This window comes from Streptomyces sp. SAI-127, assembly GCF_029894425.1.
Classification (GTDB): domain Bacteria; phylum Actinomycetota; class Actinomycetes; order Streptomycetales; family Streptomycetaceae; genus Streptomyces.
This window is the reverse complement of the sequence record NZ_JARXYJ010000001.1, coordinates 5,010,880-5,028,723: the sequence shown is the minus strand read 5'-3', so window position 1 is coordinate 5,028,723 and position 17,844 is coordinate 5,010,880. Positions and strand designations below refer to the sequence as shown.

17 protein-coding genes are annotated in these 17,844 nt (G+C 71.9%); 7 read left to right on the top strand and 10 right to left on the bottom strand.

The genetic code is table 11. The features are described 5' to 3' along the window. Nucleotides 1-25 precede the first annotated feature (25 nt). Nucleotides 26-1,054 carry a methyltransferase gene (locus M2157_RS22995; RefSeq protein WP_280863539.1) on the top strand — a complete coding sequence of 343 codons (1,029 nt, stop codon included), beginning with the start codon at nucleotides 26-28 and terminating at the stop codon, nucleotides 1,052-1,054. Nucleotides 1,055-1,112: 58 nt separating this feature from the next. Here the strand turns inward: M2157_RS22995 and M2157_RS22990 are convergent, their stop codons facing one another. From M2157_RS22990 to M2157_RS22945, 10 genes are all read right to left on the bottom strand, one after another. Next, complete coding sequence (locus M2157_RS22990; protein WP_280863859.1) at nucleotides 1,113-1,445, bottom strand: TcmI family type II polyketide cyclase; 333 nt, start codon at nucleotides 1,443-1,445, stop codon at nucleotides 1,113-1,115. Between the two features lie 20 nt (nucleotides 1,446-1,465). Further along, nucleotides 1,466-1,945: an SRPBCC family protein gene (locus tag M2157_RS22985; protein ID WP_062040616.1), complete on the bottom strand. Its 480-nt coding sequence runs from the start codon at nucleotides 1,943-1,945 to the stop codon at nucleotides 1,466-1,468. 1 nt (nucleotide 1,946) lies between these two features. Next, nucleotides 1,947-2,204, bottom strand: coding sequence for an acyl carrier protein (locus M2157_RS22980; RefSeq protein ID WP_280863538.1), 258 nt, complete (start codon nucleotides 2,202-2,204; stop codon nucleotides 1,947-1,949). A gap of 42 nt (nucleotides 2,205-2,246) precedes the next feature. Then, the gene (locus M2157_RS22975) at nucleotides 2,247-3,497 is read right to left on the bottom strand and encodes a ketosynthase chain-length factor (protein ID WP_280863537.1); all 1,251 of its coding nucleotides are present in this window, start codon (nucleotides 3,495-3,497) and stop codon (nucleotides 2,247-2,249) included. Beyond that, nucleotides 3,494-4,762 carry a beta-ketoacyl-[acyl-carrier-protein] synthase family protein gene (locus tag M2157_RS22970; RefSeq protein ID WP_280863536.1) on the bottom strand — a complete coding sequence of 423 codons (1,269 nt, stop codon included), beginning with the start codon at nucleotides 4,760-4,762 and terminating at the stop codon, nucleotides 3,494-3,496. The genes M2157_RS22975 and M2157_RS22970 overlap by 4 nt, the downstream gene beginning before the upstream one ends. Next, complete coding sequence (locus M2157_RS22965) at nucleotides 4,759-5,220, bottom strand: cupin domain-containing protein (RefSeq protein WP_280863535.1); 462 nt, start codon at nucleotides 5,218-5,220, stop codon at nucleotides 4,759-4,761. The genes M2157_RS22970 and M2157_RS22965 overlap by 4 nt, the downstream gene beginning before the upstream one ends. A gap of 71 nt (nucleotides 5,221-5,291) precedes the next feature. Then, nucleotides 5,292-6,449, bottom strand: a complete 1,158-nt coding sequence (locus M2157_RS22960) for a SchA/CurD-like domain-containing protein (RefSeq protein WP_280866097.1) — start codon at nucleotides 6,447-6,449, stop codon at nucleotides 5,292-5,294. A 153-nt stretch (nucleotides 6,450-6,602) separates the two neighbouring features. After that, nucleotides 6,603-7,295 carry a class F sortase gene (locus M2157_RS22955; protein ID WP_280866096.1) on the bottom strand — a complete coding sequence of 231 codons (693 nt, stop codon included), beginning with the start codon at nucleotides 7,293-7,295 and terminating at the stop codon, nucleotides 6,603-6,605. Nucleotides 7,296-7,413: 118 nt separating this feature from the next. Next, nucleotides 7,414-7,779, bottom strand: a complete 366-nt coding sequence (locus M2157_RS22950; protein ID WP_280866095.1) for a hypothetical protein — start codon at nucleotides 7,777-7,779, stop codon at nucleotides 7,414-7,416. 147 nt (nucleotides 7,780-7,926) lie between these two features. Next, nucleotides 7,927-9,588 (bottom strand): FAD-dependent monooxygenase, encoded by a 1,662-nt coding sequence (locus M2157_RS22945; RefSeq protein WP_280866094.1) that lies wholly within the window; start codon nucleotides 9,586-9,588, stop codon nucleotides 7,927-7,929. A 265-nt stretch (nucleotides 9,589-9,853) separates the two neighbouring features. Between M2157_RS22945 and M2157_RS22940 the strand changes: the two genes are divergently transcribed. The 6 genes from M2157_RS22940 (at nucleotide 9,854) to M2157_RS22915 (ending at nucleotide 17,835) form a co-directional block, all read left to right on the top strand. Beyond that, entirely contained in the window at nucleotides 9,854-11,140 is a 1,287-nt protein-coding gene (locus M2157_RS22940; RefSeq protein WP_280863858.1) for an alpha/beta hydrolase-fold protein, read from the top strand. Between the two features lie 79 nt (nucleotides 11,141-11,219). Next, the gene (locus M2157_RS22935; protein WP_280866093.1) at nucleotides 11,220-13,040 is read left to right on the top strand and encodes a fatty acyl-AMP ligase; all 1,821 of its coding nucleotides are present in this window, start codon (nucleotides 11,220-11,222) and stop codon (nucleotides 13,038-13,040) included. Nucleotides 13,041-13,146: 106 nt separating this feature from the next. Then, nucleotides 13,147-14,871, top strand: coding sequence for an acyl-CoA dehydrogenase family protein (locus tag M2157_RS22930; RefSeq protein WP_280866092.1), 1,725 nt, complete (start codon nucleotides 13,147-13,149; stop codon nucleotides 14,869-14,871). Further along, nucleotides 14,868-16,592: an acyl-CoA dehydrogenase gene (locus M2157_RS22925; protein ID WP_280863528.1), complete on the top strand. Its 1,725-nt coding sequence runs from the start codon at nucleotides 14,868-14,870 to the stop codon at nucleotides 16,590-16,592. The genes M2157_RS22930 and M2157_RS22925 overlap by 4 nt, the downstream gene beginning before the upstream one ends. 47 nt (nucleotides 16,593-16,639) lie before the next feature. Continuing rightward, nucleotides 16,640-16,906, top strand: a complete 267-nt coding sequence (locus tag M2157_RS22920; RefSeq protein WP_280863527.1) for an acyl carrier protein — start codon at nucleotides 16,640-16,642, stop codon at nucleotides 16,904-16,906. After that, nucleotides 16,903-17,835 carry a 3-oxoacyl-[acyl-carrier-protein] synthase III C-terminal domain-containing protein gene (locus tag M2157_RS22915; protein WP_280863526.1) on the top strand — a complete coding sequence of 311 codons (933 nt, stop codon included), beginning with the start codon at nucleotides 16,903-16,905 and terminating at the stop codon, nucleotides 17,833-17,835. Before M2157_RS22920 ends, M2157_RS22915 begins: the two co-directional genes overlap by 4 nt. Nucleotides 17,836-17,844 lie beyond the last annotated feature (9 nt).

Here is a 17,844-nt window from a genome sequence, read left to right as displayed (position 1 = left end):
TGAACTCGAAGAAGGAAGAGGGCACATGACAACCGCACAGACCGCCCCGCCGCCGTCCATGCGGCTCAGGGAACTCGTGTTCGGGGCGGCATGTGCGGCCGCCGTCCGCGCGGCCGCCCGGCTGGGGGTCGCCGACGCCCTCGAGGACACCCCGCTGGCCGTGGAGGACCTCGCGGCCGCGGTGAAGACCGAGCCGAAGACGCTGCGCCGGCTGTTGCGTGCGCTGTCCTGCTACGGCGTCTTCGCCGAGCGGCCCGACGGGACGTTCGCGCACACCGACATGTCCCGGCTGCTGCGCGAGGACGACCCGAACAGCCTGCGCGCCATCGCGCTGTGGTGCACCGAGCCGTGGACCTGGGACGCCTGGCCGATGCTGGACGAGGCGGTGCGCTCCGGCCGTAACGTCGTACAGGATCTGTACGGCAAGGAGTTCTTCCACTACCTCAACGAGGACGCCCCGGAATCGGCCGACGTCTTCAACCGCGCCATGACGACCTCCAGCGTGCAGTCCGCGCGGGACGTGGCGGAGTTCCTCGACCTGTCGGGGAGCACCTCGGTCGCCGACATCGGGGGTGGCCAGGGGCATGTGGTGGCGAGCCTGCTGGAGAAGTATCCGGCGCTCCACGGCACCCTGCTCGACCTGCCGCGCGTGGTGGAGAACGTCGACCCACGGCTGCGCGCGGGAGGGGCGCTCGCGGACCGGACGCGCCTGGTGCCCGGTGACTGCCGCGAGGCCGTTCCGGTCCGGGCCGACGTGTACATCATCAAGAACATCCTGGAGTGGGACGACGACAGCACCACCCGGGCCCTGCGCAACGTCATCGCGGCGGGCGGCCCGGGAGCGCGGGTCGTGGTCATCGAGAACCTCGTCGACAACTCGCCGTCGATGCGGTTCAGCACCGCCATGGACCTGCTGCTGCTCCTGAACGTCGGAGGGGCCAAGCACACCACCGAGAGCATGACGGGCAGGCTGACGGAGGCGGGTCTGGTCATCGACGACGTCCGCCCGGTCAACCCTTACCTGCACGCGTTCGACTGCACGATCCCCGCCTGACCGACGCTCGCCGGGCACGCGAACACTGCGTGCCCGGCGAGCGGAGGTCCGCGGCGGTTCAGGAGACGGCGTCCCGCTCCCAGCGGTAGAAGCACCGCGCCATCGCGTCCTTCGGTGAACGCCAGGTCGCCGGGTCGTACGCGGTGACGTACGCCGCCAGCCGTTCGCTGATGTCCCGGAACTCGGGGTGTCCGGCCGCCTTCGCGATGGCCGGCCCGGGGTCCCGCTCGGACTCGATGAGGTGCAGGTACACGTCGTCGAACTGGAAGAGACTGCGCCGGGCGACCCCGACGAGGTGCGGCAGTTCTCCCCGGTCCGACTCCTCGAACACCTTGGCGATGTCCAGGGCCGACTCCGGGGCCATCCGGGCGACGATCAGGGACTGATGCATCGTCATGTCCTCCGTCCCGCTCAGTCGGACATCATCGACACGGGCCGGCGTTCTCCGGCGGCCTGCTCGATGCGGTCCCGGATCAGCGCCATCTGGACCTTGGAGTTCCGGTTGATGTTGTCCGTCATCCAGGCGTCGTCGACCGGCGCGTCAGGCCGCATCGCGAAGTCCTGCGTCCACACCATCCGGGTGCCCTCCGGCACCTTCTCGTACTGCCACACGATGTTCATGTAGGCGAAGGGCCCGGTCTCGACACGGCGAGCCCGCACGGTGAGCGTGTCGCGGTCCGGCTCCCGCTCCGAGACCCAGCTCCACACCTTGCCGTCCTGGTCGGGGTGCATGGTCAGCCGGAAGGTGGTCCGGTTGCCCTCCCGGGAGATGATCTCGGCGGAGGCGTACTCGCTGAACAGCTGCGGCCAGCTCTCGACGTCGTTGGTCATGTCCCAGACCAGGTCCAACGGGGCCGCGATGGTGACGTCGTTCTGCGTGTGTCCGGGCATCTCAGGCTCCCGCCAGAAGCGCGCTGTTGACGAGGTCGAGGAACTGCCGGGGGCTCTTGCTCTTCTCCGCGTCGGGAGGCATCGGCGTGCCGTACCGGTTCTCCAGCTCGCCCACGATGCCGAGCAGACCGAGCGAGTCGAGGCCGAAGGCGTCGAAGCCGGACTCCTGCCGCTGCTGGAGCTCCTCCGGGGCGACGGTGATCCCGGCGGCCTTCTTCATGAGCTCGGCCAGCTCTTCCACGGTGATTCGGTCACTCATGCGGTTCCTCTCCTTGCTGGGTGATGTGTGTGTGACGCCCCGCTACGAGGCGTCCGCGGCACCGCGCCGTAGCACCAGCGCCGCGTTCGACCCCATGAGTCCTCGGCTGAGGACCAGCGCCGTGCGCATCTCGGTGGCTCGCGCGCGGGCGGTGACGAGGTCGAGGTCGTGGCAGATGTCGAAGACGTTGGGGGTGGGTGGGATCACCCCGTGCTCCATCGCGAGCACCGCGGCGGCGACGTCCAGCACGGGCGCCGCGCCGCAGGCCCGGCCGATGGCGGTCTTGGGCGCCGTGACGGGGACGCGGGTGCCGTGCGGGCCCAGCGCGTCCGCGATGGCCAGCGCCTCGGCACGGTCGGCCTCCGGGACACCGAGGGCGTCGGCGAAGACCACGTCGATCTCCTCGGGCGCGCACCCGGCCTCGTCCAGGGCGCCCCGGATCGCCTGGGCCAGTCCCTCCCGGGACTGGTCCCAGCGGGAGGCGCCGGTGAACGTCGCCGCGTGTCCCGCCAGGGTGGCCCGCACCGGCACGCCGCGTTCCCGGGCCGAGGTCTCGGCCTCCACGACGACCATGGCACCGCCCTCGGCGGGCACGAATCCGCAGGCCGCGGTGGTGAACGGGCGGTAGGCGCGGTCCGGTTCGGCGACGGTGCTCAGCTCCTCGTAGCCGAGCTGGCAGACCATCGAGTAAGGGGCCAGCGGCGCCTCGGTCGCGCCGGCCACCATCACGTCGGTGCCGCGCCGCACGGCCCGCGCCGCATGCGCCAGGGCGTCCAGACCGCCGGCCTCGTCGGCGGCGACCACCCCGCAGGGGCCCTTCAAGCCGCGCCGGATGGAGATCTGGCCGGTGCTCGCGGCGTAGAACCACGCGATGGACTGGTACGGCCCGACGAAGCGGCTTCCCTTGCCCCACAGTTGCTGCAGCTCGCGCTGCCCGAACTCGCCGCCGCCGGATCCGGCAGCGGTGACCACGCCCACGGAGAACGGCGCGGCGTCGGTTTCGGACCGGGTGAGCCCGGCGTCATCCAGTGCCAGGTCGGCCGCTGCCATCGCGAAGTGCGTGAACCGGTCGGTCTGGACGAGGTAGCGCTCCTCGATCGCCGCCGACGGGTCGAAGTCCCGGATCTGGCCGGCCACCCGCAGCGGCAGGTGCTCGCACCCCTCACGGGTGATCCGGTCCAGGACGACGACACCCTCGCTGGTGGCCTTCCAGAAGGCCTCGGTGCTGTTTCCGTTGGGCGCGACCACGCCGATTCCGGTGATGGCCGCGCGCCGGGGATGCGGTGCGCTCATTCGGTCCTCTCCCTCGGCAGGGTCATGATCACCGCGGACTGGAAGCCGCCGAACCCACTGCCCACGGAGAGCACGCTGCGCAGTTTGCGCTCGCGGGCGACGCGCGGGACGTAGTCCAGGTCGCACTCGGGGTCCGGGGTCTCGTAGTTCGCGGTGGGCGGGACGACCTGGCGGGCCAGGGCCAGGGTGCAGGCGACGACCTCGATCGCCCCGATCGCGCCGAGGGAATGACCCACCATGGATTTGATGGAGCTCATGGGCGTGTCGTAGGCGTGCGCGCCCAGAGCCCGTTTGACCGCTGCCGTCTCGTGCCGGTCGTTCTGCTGGGTGCCCGACCCGTGCGCGTTGACGTAGTCGATCGCCGTGGCGTCGAGCCGGGCCTGGCCGAGGGCGTCCTCGATGGCCCGGGCCATTTCCAGGCCCTCACGGGTCAGACCGGTCATGTGGTAGGCGTTGCCGAAGGTGGCGTAGCCGCCTATCTCGCAGTACACGTGCGCACCGCGGGCCCGGGCGTGCTCCAGCTCCTCCAGGACGAGCACCGCGCCGCCCTCGCCCATGACGAACCCGTTGCGGCGGGCGTCGAAGGGGCGCGAGGCGTGGGCGGGGTCGTCGTTGCTCGGGGAAGTGGCCTTGATCGCGTCGAAGCAGGCCATGGTGATCGGTGAGATCGGCGAGTCCGAGGCGCCGGTGATGCAGACGTCGGCCCTGCCCTCCTCGATCGTGTGGAAGGCGTACCCGACCGCGTCGAGCCCCGAGGTGCAGCCCGTGGAGACGGTCTGCACCGGCCCGCGTGCCTCGAACCGCTCCGCCACCGCCGAGGCGAGGGTGCTGGGCGTGAACGCCCGGTGCAGGTGCGGGTCGGCCTTGCGGTGGTCCACGTCCCAGTGCTGCCCGCGGTCGCTGACCAGGACGTAGTCGTGTTCCAGCCGGGTGGTTCCGCCGACCGCGGTGCCCAGGGAGACCCCGACCCGCCACGGGTTCTCCCCGGCCAGGTCGAGGCCGGAGTCCGCTATCGCCTCCTCCCCGGCGACCAGGGCGAACTGGAGGTAGCGGTCGCTCCGTGCGATCTGTTCCGCGTCCAGTCCGTGGGCCGCCGGGTCGAAGTCGCACTCGGCGGCGATCTGCGAACGCAGCCCGGACGGGTCGAAGAACGTGATGCCGCGGGTCGCCGTACGACCGCTGGTCAGCAGATCCCAGAACGCCGGGACACCGATGCCTCCCGGGGCGACGATTCCTATGCCGGTGACCGCCACGCGCCTCCTCATGAGCGCAGCCGGGATCGTTCGGCCGGCCCGCCCGCACCCGCGTGGGCCGCCTCCGCCGGGATCGGCACGCCGTCGGCGTCCTCGGTGTCGACGTGCCCGAGCGGTGGGCTGGGGGCCAGCGGGCCGAGGTGGAAGACCATGCGGGCCTCCACATTGCCGACGTTGCGGAAGCGGTGCCGCATGTGGGACGGGATCAGGAGCCCCTGCTCGGGTTGGAGCGGGTGGGGCTCGCCGTCCAGGTCCACCTCGAGCTGTCCGCAGACGACGTAGATGAACTCCTCGGAGTACGGGTGGTAGTGCTCGGCGATGCGGTCGCCGGGCTGCACGATGGCCACGCCCATGAAACCGCTGGTGGAGCCGACCGTGGTGGGGGTGAGCATGGCGCGCAGATCGCCTCCGCGCCGGGTGTTGGGCTCGACCTCGCTGAGATCCACCACTCCGGGATGACGTTTGATCACGACGTTCCTCCGAACATGTGCTGCTTCGACATGAGGGCGTGGCCGCCGGTCACGGCCCGGTGGCCGGCGAATCAGGCGCCGGGCGCGCGGCGGTCGGTGACGAGATCCATGCGGGAGACCGCGAGGAGGTCGGCGGGGGTGCTGTCCTTCAGCGCCCGAGCGTCAAGTCCGAGGGCTTCGCCGTCGAGCAGTGCCGTCAGCTCGGCCGCCCGGCCGTGGTCCGTGAGACCGAGCACGGGGCCGGGGTCGCTGTCGAGGGCGCCGCGCACGTCGACCAGCCGCATCACGACGTCGTCGCGCTGGAAGATCGTGCTGCGCAGCACCGGTCCCCGCGGATCGTCCGCCGCCGCCTCGTCCTGCCGGGCGAGCAGCTCGGCCAGCTGCATACCGCGTCCTTCACGGGCCGGGTAGTACAGCGCGTGCCGCTCCGCCTCCGGGCTCTCCTGACCGGTGGTCACATGGTGTACGGCGGGCAGCGCCGCGCGGGTGAAGAAGAGCCGGGCGGACTCGGGGTCGTCGAGGTCCCGGTCCTGCTCGAGATAGGGGTTGATGGCTTCCTCGACGGCCCGTACCTCGGGCTGCCGGGCGACGTGGCGCAGCGCGGCGAGCAGGTCGCCCCGCACCTCGATGGCCCGGACCACCCGGTTGCCGTGCATGAAGAGAGAGGTGCGGCACAGCTGGGTGGAGTCGTCGACCCGCGGCTCCGGTGAGGTGTAGCCGGCGAGGATCTTGGCGACCTTGTCCTCACTGCCCGGCTTGACCGTGAAGGTGAGCGCGTGCCGGATCAGGCCGTCACCGATCCTGGGGGACGCCTGGAGCCGGCGTTTGCCGGGCCCGGTCTGCACCGCCGGGCCGCCGGTCTCGCGGACGATGTGGAAGCGCAGCGACCTGGTGTCCCGGACGCAACTGTGCAGCGGCTCCACCATCCGCACGTGTTCCTCGCTGTTCACCCAGGTGAGGAACGGCGGTGCGCTCTCCCACTCACTGGTGATGAGCCACTGGGAGGGGTTCTCGATGGACTGGCACAGCTGGTCGCTGACATGTCCGGGAACGGAGGCGACCTGGCTGCACAGACTCTCGTACGCCTCGAGGAACTGCTGCTGGGCCCCGTCGTAGACGTCCACCAACAGGACGACACGGAGCCTGGAGCCGTCGAACACGGACTGGGAGACTCGCTGCGAGGCCTGTTGCTCGGGCGCTTTCGAAACACGGTCGGACGTGGTGGTCATCCTGTGTACAACTCCTTCGGGGACAGAGGCGGACGGACGCCGGTCACGGGGGATGACGTCGGCGTTCCTCGATCGTCAGGCCGCCTCCGCGAGCGCGCGACTCGTATGCACCGTGGGGGTGACCGGCGGGCCCGGCGGCCGGGCGGGGCGGGCTCAGAGCAGGTGGGCGAAGACCACGAGGTTGTCGGTGTAGTCCCTGGCCGTACGGTCGTAATCGCCCGCGCAGGTGATGAGCCGGACCTGGGCCGCGGCCGTGTCCTCGTACACGCGCCGACTGGGGAAGTGGCCCTTGTCGAACGTCTCCACGCTGTCGACCAGGAAGGACGCTCTGCGCCCGTCGGCCCGGTCGACGTGGAAGACGTCCCCTTTCTCGAGTTCTCCGAGATCAACGAAGACGGCCGCCGACGTCGCCGTGTCCACATGCCCGGCGATGATCGCCGTGCCCGTCTCCCCCGGGGAGGCGCCCTTGGCATGCCAGCCGACGAGGTTGACGTCGTGGGCGGGAGGCGGCTCGAGACGGCCCGAGGGACCGATGGCGAGGTCCGTGAAGGGGGCGTCGACCGAGATCTTCGGAATCAGCAGACGTACGGGCCTCGATCGCGGCAGATGCCGGCCGGCCGGTTGCCCGGCCGCCTGCCGGGGCGGCGGAGCCGACGCGGACACGGGTGCGGCCCGCGGCGGCACAGGGGCGTCGGACGACGACTCGTCCTGACCGCCGAACAGTCCGAGGGCCAGCACCATGATCGCCACGGCGCCCAGCATCATCTTGGTGTGGGATCCCTGCCCGGTCGGGGCGGGCTCCTCGTGGCCGGGGTTGTCTGCGGGGGTAGGGGGAGGGACTGCCATCGGACACCACCTCACCAGGGGACGGCAGCAGATCGGACGTACGGGCACGGGGAGGGCCGGCCGGGCCGCCACGGCGCACGCGTGTGGCGGCCACGGCGGCTATCGCGTCCGGCATGGCTCAGGCCATGCTTCCGGCGACCTTCTTACGGCGCGTCGCGTACAGACCGGTTCCGGCGACCGCCAGCACGGCGAGCCCGCCCGCGGTCATCGCCGGGGAGGCCAGCCCGCCGCCCCCGGTGTGCATCCCGCCGTGGGGCTTCTCGTGGCTGCCGCTCCAGCCGCCGCCGTCCTGCTTGCTGCCGGAGTCCTGGCCGTGCTCCTTGTCCTTGTAGGTCTCCGGGTCGTACTTGGGGTCCCTGTTCTCCTTGCTGTAGGAGGAGCCCGACGAGTCCCAGTCGTCGCCGGCCGCGTAAGCGCCGGGAGCGCCGAGAGCAAGGACGGCCGAGGCCGCCGCAGTGGTCAGGAGGATGCGAGCAGAGCGCATAAGACGTTCCTTCCGTCGGCGGCCGGGCAGCTGGTGCTTCGTCAGCTGAATTGGGCCCTCCCCCGACGTGATCCACCGTCAGTCAGCCCCGCGCCCGCCACCACTCGGGACGGTCACCCGGGTGAACGCGCCTGGATCGGGCGGGAGTCAGACCGCCCCCAGCAGCGTGGTCAGGACCTGGCGCAGCGCCGACCCGGCATCCGGGACCGGCCCGGGTGATCGCCAGGCCACGAACCCGTCGGGCCTGACGAGTACGGCGCCCTCACGCGTCGTACCGTGGGCGGCCGACCAGTCCGCGTCGCCCTCGGGTGTCAGCTCGGCACCGGAACCGTCGCCCACCCGGTACGAGGTCAGCGGGACGGATGTCTCTTCGGCGAGGCGGACGGCGGCCTCGTGCCAGCCACTTGGGTCATCGGCGTCACTGAGCAGGACGAACGACGTCTCGTAGAGGTCCAGGGTGGAGATCCGTTCACCCCGGTGCCGTACCGCCAGGTGGGGCGCCCTGCTGCCGGGTTCTCCGGACAGGTCGAGGCGTTCCGGGACGACCGGCGTCGCGGGGTCGGTGCCGACGACGGCGCCCTGCGGATAGCGGTAGCCGAGGGCCACGTTGAGGATGCCGCGCTGCGGGCCGGTGCCGCCGCCCGCGCCGGGCGACGGGGCGAAACCGGGATGGCTGTGCTCGACCGACCGTGCGGCGGCGCGGGCGCTGGTCGCCTCCGCGACCGGGCGGCGCTCGGCGTCGTAGGTGTCCAGCAGCGCCTCCCCGGCCCAGCCGCCGATCACCGCGGCGAGCTTCCAGGCGAGGTTGTGCGCGTCCTGGATGCCGGTGTTGGAGCCGAACGCCCCGGTGGGGGACATCTCGTGGGCCGAGTCGCCGGCCAGGAAGACGCGTCCCGCCCGGTAGCTCCGGGCGACCCGCTGGGCGGCGTGCCAGGGGGCCCTGCCGGTGATCTCCACGTCGAGGTCGGCGACGCCGATCGCGCGACGGATGTGTTCGACACACCGCTCGTCGGTGAACTCCTCCAGCGTTTCGCCGCGTTCGGGGTGCCAGGGGGCGTGGAAGACCCAGTTCTCCCGGTTGTCCACGGGGAGCAGGGCACCGTCGGCCGCCGGGTCGGTCAGATAGCAGACGATGAAACGGCGTTCGCCCACGACCTCGGCGAGGCGGCGGGAGCGGAAGGTGATGCTGACGTTGCTGAACAGGTCGCCGGGACCGCTCTGGCCGATGCCGAGCTGCTCGCGGACGGGGCTGCGGGGGCCGTCGGCGGCGACGAGGTAGTCCGCGAGGAAGGTGGTGTGCTCGCCGGTCTCCCGGCTCTTGACCACCGCGGTGACGCCGGAGGGCCCGCTCTCGAACGACAGCAGTTCGGTGCCGTACCGCAGGTCGCCGCCGAGCCGCCCGGCGTGTTCGAGGAGCACCGGCTCCAGGTCGTTCTGGCTGCACAGGCACCATGAGCTGGGGCTGAAGCGGGCCAGTCCGCCGCCCGGGTCGATCTCCCTGAAGAGCCACTCGCCCGCGTCGCCGACCAGGGTGGGTGTCTGCAGGATCCCGTGGTTGCCGGCCAGCGTGGCGGCGGCGTCCCGGATCCCCGCTTCCACGCCGGCCGTCCGGAACAGCTCCATCGTGCGGACGTTGTTGCCCCGTCCGCGGGGGTGGATGGAGGTGCCGGCGTGCCGCTCCACCAGGGTGTGCCGTACGCCCAACCGGCCCAGGAACAGCGAGGTCGACAGGCCGACGAGGGAACCGCCGACGATGAGGACAGGGACCCGGTGGGTCGTGTTGCCGGTCTGGACCTGTTTGTGGTTCATCACTCGCCTCCAGCGCGTCGTGTCCGCCGACTCGTCCGGATGCGGCGGGGAGCTTCATCCATGCCCCGCGGCGCGAACGCGGGCCCAAGCTTCACCCGCTCAACACGCCCGGTTCGCCGACTCGGCAGCTCCACTCCTGTCCCGGGCATGGCCGAGTGGGCGGTTTGACCACCCCTTTTGCGCTAATTGGGGAACGCGGAGGATTCCACACCCCTCCTTCTGTGTGAAGGAAACCGCACAGGTGAGGAAATCGGGGATCAACCGGATGGGTCTGACCAGCGAGACGACCGTGTATGTGATGGCGGCACTCGCCGCCGTGTGTGTGGGACTGCTGGTCTGGTCGTGGCCACGGTTCGCCCGGCAGGGACTGTGGCAGGTGCTCGGACGCCTGCTGGCCATCGGCACGACGCAGGTGGTGATCATCGCGGCGTTCGCGTGCTGGCTGAACTCGTCGTACCAGTTCTTCGGCTCGTGGGGTGAACTCTTCGGCCGTGTCGAGACGGCCCCCGTCGGGGTGACACAGGCGGGGGATGGCGGCATTGGCACGGTGAGCGGCGTCGCCGTGAAGGGGGCGCTGGTACAGCCCGCCGGCGACGAGCAGCTGAGCCGGGTCAGCGGACTGCCCACCGGCCCCGCCGCGGTGAACGGGCGAGTGGAGTCCGTGAAGGTCATCGGCCGCCGCACGGGAGTGGTCGACCCGGCCTTCGTCTACCTGCCGCCGCAGTACTTCCAGAAGGCGTACCAGCGGCAGCGCTTCCCGGTGATCGTCGCGCTCAGCGGTTACCCGGGAAGCATCTTCAACCTCGCGCAGCATCTGCGGGTGTCACAGACCGCCGGTGAACTGCAGAAGAGCGGTCAGATGCAGCCGACCGTCATGGTGATGATCCGGCCGACGATCGCCCCGCCGCGTGACACCGAGTGCGTGAACGTGCCGGGCGGTCCGCAGACCGAGACCTTCCTGGCCAGGGATCTCCCCGACGCCCTGAAGTCCGCCTACCGGGTGGGCCACGACGCCAGTGCCTGGGGTGTCATGGGCTACTCCTCCGGCGGCAGCTGTGCCCTCCAGCTGACGATGCGCGATCCGCACGTGTACACGACGGCCGCCGCACTGTCGCCCGACTACCGGGTCAAGGACGATCCGACGACCGGCAGTCTCTTCGGCAGCGGACCGGACCGCACCGAGCGGATGAACGGCCACGATCTGATGTGGAGGCTCAAGCACCTGCCCGTCCCCCAGGTCTCCGTCCTGGTGGCCGAGAGCAAGCACGGCGAGCGTGGTTATCCGCAGACGCAGGCCTTCATCAAGGCGGTGAAGGCACCCATGCGGGTCGCGTCGATCCTGCCCGAGCACGGCAGCCACAACTTCCCGACCTGGGTCCAGGAGATGCCACCCGCCCTGAAGTGGATGAACCAGCAGCTGACATTCCCTCAGGACGTCGTGCCCCGCCACCACAAGAAGGGCACCGTGGTCGCCGATCCCCCGAAGCCCGGTTCCGACCCGCTGCGCGCCGACGGCCCGGAGCCCACGCCCACCGCCAGGACCCGCAGGTGACTGGCGCAAGCCTCAACTCACCTACAAGTCTTGCCAATTACTCATCCGGCGGCGCCAGAGTGCCGTTTAGGGTGGGGCGATGGAGCACGAGCACGGAAGCTTCGTCGACCTCATGTGTGCGAGGGCGGCGCAGCACGGTGACCGGACCGCCCTGATCTTCAGCGCGGATCCGCTCCGCGCCGAGGCCGACGAGACGGTGACGTACGGGGAACTCGACCGGTCCGCCCGTCAGGTCGCCGCGCTGTTGCAGGATCGGTTCTCCGCCGGTGACCGGCTGCTCGTCCTGCATCCCTCCGGGCCGGGGTTCGCACGGTCCCTCCTGGGCTGCATGTACGCGGGCATGGTCCCGGTGCCCGCGCCGCCGCCCGACGGCCGTCAGCGGCGGCAGGCCGACCGGCTCGCCGCGATCGCCCGGGACGCGGGAGCGGCCGGTGCCCTGGCCGACGGCACGGATCGGGCAGCGCTCGTGTCCTGGACCGAGGAGCAGGACCTCGGGGGCGTGACCGTGCTCGCGCCCCATTCCGTCGCGGACGAACCGCCTCCGCCGAACCGGTGGCGGCCGCCTCCGGCCGACCCGCACGCGCTGGCCTTCCTCCAGTACACCTCGGGGTCCACCGACGACCCCAAGGGCGTCATGGTCGACCACGCCAACCTGCTGGCCAACGCCGGGATCCTCGCGGCGATCGCCGGCATGAACGCCGACCGCCCGGTGGGCGGCTGGCTGCCGCTCTACCACGACTTCGGCCTGATCGGGCTGCTGCTCACCCCCCTCGTCCTGGGCGGTCACAGCGTGCTGATGCCACCGACGGCCTTCCTCAAGCGTCCGCACACATGGCTGACGCTGATCGACCGGCACGACATCGACTTCTCTCCCGCGCCGAACTTCGCCTACGACCTCTGCCTCCAGCGGATCACCGACGAGCAGCTGGCACGGCTGGACCTCTCGCGCTGGCGGTGCGCGGTGAACGGCGCCGAGCCCGTCCAGGCAGCCACCGTCGAGGCGTTCACCCGGCGGTTCGCCGCCGCCGGGCTGCGTCCCGAGGCGATGCTCCCCGGCTACGGCATGGCCGAGACGACCCTGGTCGTCTCCGGTGACCGGCCTGCCCGCCGCGCCGTGATCACCGAGGTGGACACCGCCGCGTTCGAGCGCGGCGAGCTGCTGCCCCCGGCCCCCGGCGCGCCCGTGCACCGCATCGTCAGCAGCGGCCCCGCCGAGCACCTCGACGTCCGGATCATCGACGCCGACGCGGGCCGGACGCTGCCGGACGGCCGGGTCGGCGAGATCTGGGTGCGCGGCCCGAACGTCGCCCGGGGCTACTGGGGGCGGCCCGCCGAGACCCGGCGCGTCTTCGACGCCGTCACACCCGACGGGGAGAGCGGCTTCCTGCGCACCGGGGATCTGGGGATCCTGCACGAGGGCGAGCTGTACGTCACGGGCCGCACCAAGGAGCTGATCATCGTCCGCGGCCGCAACCTCTACCCGCAGGACCTGGAGGCGGCGACGCGGGAGGCCCACCCTGCACTGGAACGCGGGGTCGGCGCGGCCTTCTCCGTCCCGGTGCCCGAGGAGGAGGTCGTGGTCGTCCGCGAGTGCCGGGCCGACCGGGTCACGCCGGACGAGCTGGCCCACGTCGCCGCGCGTGTCCGCGACCGCCTCACCCGGGACGCCGGGGTGCCCGCCCAGAACGTCGTACTCGTACCTCCCGGCACGGTGGCGCGGACCACCAGCGGCAAGATCCAGCGACGGCTGCTGCGCCGGCGGTTCCTCGGCGGCGAACTCCCGATCCTGCACGCGGAACTGTCACCGGCCGTGCGCGCCCGGCTGGGCGGGGCGGCGGGCGGTGACGCCTCGACGGTGACCGCCCGGCTGGGCAACGCGGCCGGGGGTGACGCCTCGTGACGGTGGCCGACCTGCTGATCGACGGGGGCCGTGTCCGCTTCGACGGCTTCGACGGCTTCGACGGCTTCGACGGCTTCGACGGCTGCGGCGCGGGCGGTGGCGTCTCGTGAAAGTCACCGACCCGCTGATCGACGCCGGCCGGGCCGACCTCCGCGGCTTCGAGCGGGCGCTCGGTGATCCCGCCGACCCCGCGGCGCTCCTCTCCTACGCCCGCAGCGCCGAGCTGGACCGCGGCGAGTCGTTCCCCGACGACATCTGCCGGGAGCTCGACCGGATGGGGCTGCCGCGCCTCTACGTGCCGGCCGAGTTCGGTGGGGCGCTGACCCGCTACGACGAGCTCGTCGCGGCCCTGCGGGCGGTGGCGCGCCGCGATCTGACCGTCGCGATCGGGCACGGCAAAACGTTTCTCGGGGGCGTCTGCATGTGGCTGGCGGGCCGTGCGGAGCAGGCGCGCGAGCTCGGCGCCGACATCATCGCCGGGGCACCGGTGGCGTGGGGACTGACCGAGCGCGGCCACGGCAGTGATCTGCTCGCCGGCGAGACGACCGCCACGCCGGAGCCCGGCGAGCCCGGCGGCTTCCGTGTGCACGGCGAGAAATGGCTCATCAACAACGCCACCCGCGGCACGCTCCTCTGCCTTCTCGTACGCACCCGGCCGGAGGGCGGCCCGCGCGGCTTCAGCCTGCTGCTGGCCGACAAACGGCGCCTCCCCGCGGACCGCTGGCGCCCCCTGCCCAAGGTGCCCACGCACGGCATCCGGGGCGCCGACATCAGCGGGATCGCGCTGGAGGACTGCCCGTTCCCGGCCGACGCCCTGATCGGCGAGCAGGGCGCAGGGCTGGAGATCGTGCTCAAGGCGCTGCAGCTCACCCGGACCGCCTGCACGGCCCTGTCGCTGGGCGCCGCCGACCAGGCGGTGCGGCTGGCCGAGGAGTTCGCCGCGGGGCGCGAGCTCTACGGCCGTCGGCTGATCGACCTGCCGCACGTACGCCGCGTGCTCGGAGAGGCGTACGCCGCGCTCCACGCCGCCGAGATCGTGAGCGTGCTGGCGGCCCGCAGCGTGCACACCCTGCCGCAGGAGATGACCGTCATCTCCGCGGTGGCCAAGTCCTACGTCCCGACCCGCGCCGACGAGCTGATCGCCGCGTGCGGCGAGCTGCTGGGCGCCCGCGCGTTCCTCACCGAGGTCCACGAGCACGGCGCGTTCCAGAAGCTGGAACGCGACCACCGGGTGGTCGGCATCTTCGACGGGAGCACCTTCGTCAACCAGCACGTCCTGATCAACCACTTTCCGGTGCTGGTCCGCGGCCATCAGGAGGGCACCGCCGACGAGGAGGCCGTCCGCCGTACCGCCGACCTGTCGGCCCCACTGCCCCCGGCCCGGCTCGACCGGCTGAGCCTGCTGGCGCGCGGCGGGTGCAGCCTCACGCAGAGCCTGCACACCGCGAGCGGTGAACTGCGTGCGCTGGCGTCCACCGGCCGGGCGCCCGCACGCGTGGCCGAACTCGCCGAGGAGCTCACCGACAGCTGCGAACGGCTCCACCACGAGCTGGCGCTGAGCCCGCCCGCCTCCCAGTACGCACAGCCGGAGGCCTTCGCGCTGGCCCGCCGCTACGAGGACTGCTTCGCGGGTGCGGCCGCCCTGAGGGTGTGGCTGCACCACCGCACGCCCGGCGAGGACCCGCTGTGGCTGGAGGCCGTCCTCACCTACGTGCTGCGGTCGCTGCGACCGCCGGGACGGCCCACCGACGGCGAGGTGTTCGACCGGCTCTTCGACGCTCGTACGGCAGGCCGTCCCAGCGCTCCTCCGACCTCGGTGGTCACCTCGTGATCGACGGAACCGGGTCGCGCGACGCCCCTGCGGCCGCCTCCCTCGCCGACCTCGAACGCCGGTTCGGCGACCCCTGGGATCCGGGCAATCCGACCGGCCACGCCGCGGTGCTGGCGGCCGACGAGGCGGGCGAGATGCTCGCCGCGGGCGAACGGCTGCTGGACGACCACGGGTTGAACGCCGAATTCGTCCCGCCCGAACTGGGCGGGCGGCTGACCCGGCTCGACCACCTCATCGAGGTCATGCGGGTCGTCTTCCGGCATGACCCCTGCCTGGGCCTCGGATACGGAGCGAGCAGCCTCATCCCCGCTGTCAACGTCTGGACCGCGGGCGACGAACGGCAGCGCCGCCGGATGGCCGACGTGCTGCTGGCGGGTGGCCGGGCCGTCTCCGGCTACCACGAGCTGGCACACGGCAACGACTTCGCGCGGGCCGAGTTCTCGGCGCTGCCGGGCGCCGACGGGCGGCTACGGCTCAACGGGCGCAAGGAAGTGATCGCCAACGCCCGGCGCGCCGAGGCCATGGTGCTCTTCGCGCGCACGTCCACCGCGCCGGGCAGCCGCAGCCACTCGCAGCTGTTCGTGGAGAAGGCCGACCTGCCCGAAGGCGCGCCGGTCCACCTGCCGCGGTTCCACAGCGCGGGGATGCGCGGGGTCCAGCTCGGCGGGCTGGAGTTCCGGGACTGCCCGATCCCGGCGGACGCCGTGCTGGGGGCGCCCGGGCTCGGCGTGGAGACGGCGCTGCGTTCCTTCCAGGTCACCCGCACCGCACTGCCGGCGATGACCGCGGGCATCCTGGACACCGGCCTGGAGGTCACGGCCCGGTTCGCGGAGGAGCGCGTCCTGTACGGGCGGTCGCTGGCCGAGATGCCGTACATCCGCTCGATCCTCGCCGACGCCTTCACCGACCTGCTGATCTGCGACTGCCTGGCCACCGTGACCGCGCGCTCGGTGCATCTGCTCCCCGGCGAGACCAGCCTGTACGCCTCGGCCGCCAAGTACTTCGTGGCCACCCTCCTGATGGACGCCATGGACGCGCTGTCGCGGGTGCTGGGCGCTCAGTTCTACCTCCGTGACGGCGGCTACGGGATCTTCCAGAAGCACCTGCGCGACCTGGCGCCGGCCGGCTTCGGCCACACCGCACGCGTGGCCTGCCTCAGCACGGTGCTGCCGCAGCTGCCCCGGCTGGCCCGCAAGGGGTGGCTGGACGACACCCAGCCGCCCGCCGGGGTGTTCCGCCTCGGCGCCGACCTGCCACCGCTGCCCTTCGAGCGGCTGTCGGTCGGCTCGGGCGGGCGTGACAGCCTCAGCGCCTCGCTCGCGGCGGCCCTCGGCTCCCCCCAACTGGACGGCGAGCTGCGCCGCCTGGTCTCCGTCATCGCGGCCGAGCAGGCCGACGTACGACGCGAATGCGCCGCGCTGACCCCCGCGGACCTCAGCGTCACCGCCCGGCCCGAGGCGCTGCGGCTGGCGGCGCGGTACGCCGCGGTGCTCGCTGCGACCGCCTGTGTGAACGTCTGGCTCCACAACCGGGAGCGGCACGACGCGTTCCTCAGCGACCCCCACTGGGCCGTCGCGGCGCTGGGCCGGATCGCCGAACGGGTGGGCCGCGACCCCGGGCAGCGATCCCGGCACCTCACCGAACGGCTGTCGGCGGAGGTCCTCGCCCGGCACCGCGACCGCCGCGGGTTCGGACTGTCGAACCGGCGCCTGCCCGGATAGCGCCGCCATGTGACGACGCCGCCGCCATCGATGACAAGGAGAATGGGATGGACAGCCCTGAACTGCGGAGTTGGCTGCGCGCGCGGGTCGCCCACTACGCGCAACTCGACGCCGCCGCCATCGACACCACCGCCACGCTGACGACGTACGGTCTCGACTCGGTCTACGCGCTGATCCTCTGCGGCGACATCGAGGACCACCTCGGCCTGGCTCTGGAGCCGACCGTGGCCTGGGACCATCCGACGATCGACGCCCTGGCGCGGCACCTGGAGGAGACGCTCGCCCAGGCGTCCCCGTCGGGGGAGAGCCGATGACGTCGCTGGAGGAGGTGGCGGCCCACCTGCCGTCGGCACGCATACCCATCGGCGAGCTGAGCGACGAACTGGGCCTCAGCGCCGCGGAGATGAAGGTGTACCGGCGTTTCTACGGCCTGGCGGAGGTCTGCCGCGAGCCCGGCGGCACGCTCACCGATCTGCTGCTGGCCGCCGCGGGCAAGCTCGACGGACTGCGCGGCAGGGAGGAGCGGGTGCGGTACGTCGTCCAGGCGCGGACCATGCCCGTGGTCGTCCCCCATCCGGTCAACCCCGTGCACGAGGTGCGTGACGCGCTCGGGCTCGGGCACGCCACGGCGTTCGCGGTGACCCACCACGCGTGCGCCTCGGGGCTGCTGGCGGTGGACCTGGTCGGCAAGCTGCTGGCGAGCGACGGTGATCCGGACGCGCTGGCCTTGGTCCTCACCGGCGAGAAGACCTTCACCCTGGCCGCACAGACGGTGCCGGGCACGGCCGCCAACAGCGAGGGCGCGGCCGCGGTGCTCGTCGGCACCCGCGACGACCGGGACCGGATGCTGAGCTACGCCGCCCGCACCCACGGCCGTTTCTACGAGTGCCTGTCGCTCGACGACGAACTGGCCGGCGAGTACCAGCAGATCTACACCGAGGCGCTGGCCGAGGTCATGCTGGCGGCCGTCGCGAAGGCGGGCCTGGCGCTGGACGACGTCTCCGTGGTCTTCCCGCACAACGTCAACCGGCTGTCGTGGGCGCGGCTCGCCAGACATCTCGGGCTTCCGCTGGAGCGCATCTTCCTGGACAACGTGCCGGTCACCGGTCACTGCTTCTGCGCGGACCCCTTCATCAACTACCGGACCGCCCTCGATCTCGGCCGGCTGCGCCCGGGGGACCGCTATCTGCTCGCCACGGTCGGTCTCGGCTCGACCTTCTCGGCGATGCTCTTCGAGCACTGAAAGGGGCAC

Excerpts from the sequence above, each read along its gene's own strand:
- M2157_RS22995 (WP_280863539.1), top strand. The coding sequence starts at position 26 with ATGACAACCGCACAGACCGCCCCGCCGCCGTCCATGCGGCTCAGGGAA.
- M2157_RS22990 (WP_280863859.1), bottom strand. The coding sequence starts at position 1,445 with ATGCATCAGTCCCTGATCGTCGCCCGGATGGCCCCGGAGTCGGCCCTG.
- M2157_RS22985 (WP_062040616.1), bottom strand. The coding sequence starts at position 1,945 with ATGCCCGGACACACGCAGAACGACGTCACCATCGCGGCCCCGTTGGAC.
- M2157_RS22980 (WP_280863538.1), bottom strand. The coding sequence starts at position 2,204 with ATGAGTGACCGAATCACCGTGGAAGAGCTGGCCGAGCTCATGAAGAAG.
- M2157_RS22975 (WP_280863537.1), bottom strand. The coding sequence starts at position 3,497 with ATGAGCGCACCGCATCCCCGGCGCGCGGCCATCACCGGAATCGGCGTG.
- M2157_RS22970 (WP_280863536.1), bottom strand. The coding sequence starts at position 4,762 with ATGAGGAGGCGCGTGGCGGTCACCGGCATAGGAATCGTCGCCCCGGGA.
- M2157_RS22960 (WP_280866097.1), bottom strand. The coding sequence starts at position 6,449 with ATGACCACCACGTCCGACCGTGTTTCGAAAGCGCCCGAGCAACAGGCC.
- M2157_RS22955 (WP_280866096.1), bottom strand. The coding sequence starts at position 7,295 with ATGGCAGTCCCTCCCCCTACCCCCGCAGACAACCCCGGCCACGAGGAG.
- M2157_RS22950 (WP_280866095.1), bottom strand. The coding sequence starts at position 7,779 with ATGCGCTCTGCTCGCATCCTCCTGACCACTGCGGCGGCCTCGGCCGTC.
- M2157_RS22945 (WP_280866094.1), bottom strand. The coding sequence starts at position 9,588 with ATGAACCACAAACAGGTCCAGACCGGCAACACGACCCACCGGGTCCCT.
- M2157_RS22940 (WP_280863858.1), top strand. The coding sequence starts at position 9,854 with ATGGGTCTGACCAGCGAGACGACCGTGTATGTGATGGCGGCACTCGCC.
- M2157_RS22935 (WP_280866093.1), top strand. The coding sequence starts at position 11,220 with ATGGAGCACGAGCACGGAAGCTTCGTCGACCTCATGTGTGCGAGGGCG.
- M2157_RS22920 (WP_280863527.1), top strand. The coding sequence starts at position 16,640 with ATGGACAGCCCTGAACTGCGGAGTTGGCTGCGCGCGCGGGTCGCCCAC.
- M2157_RS22915 (WP_280863526.1), top strand. The coding sequence starts at position 16,903 with ATGACGTCGCTGGAGGAGGTGGCGGCCCACCTGCCGTCGGCACGCATA.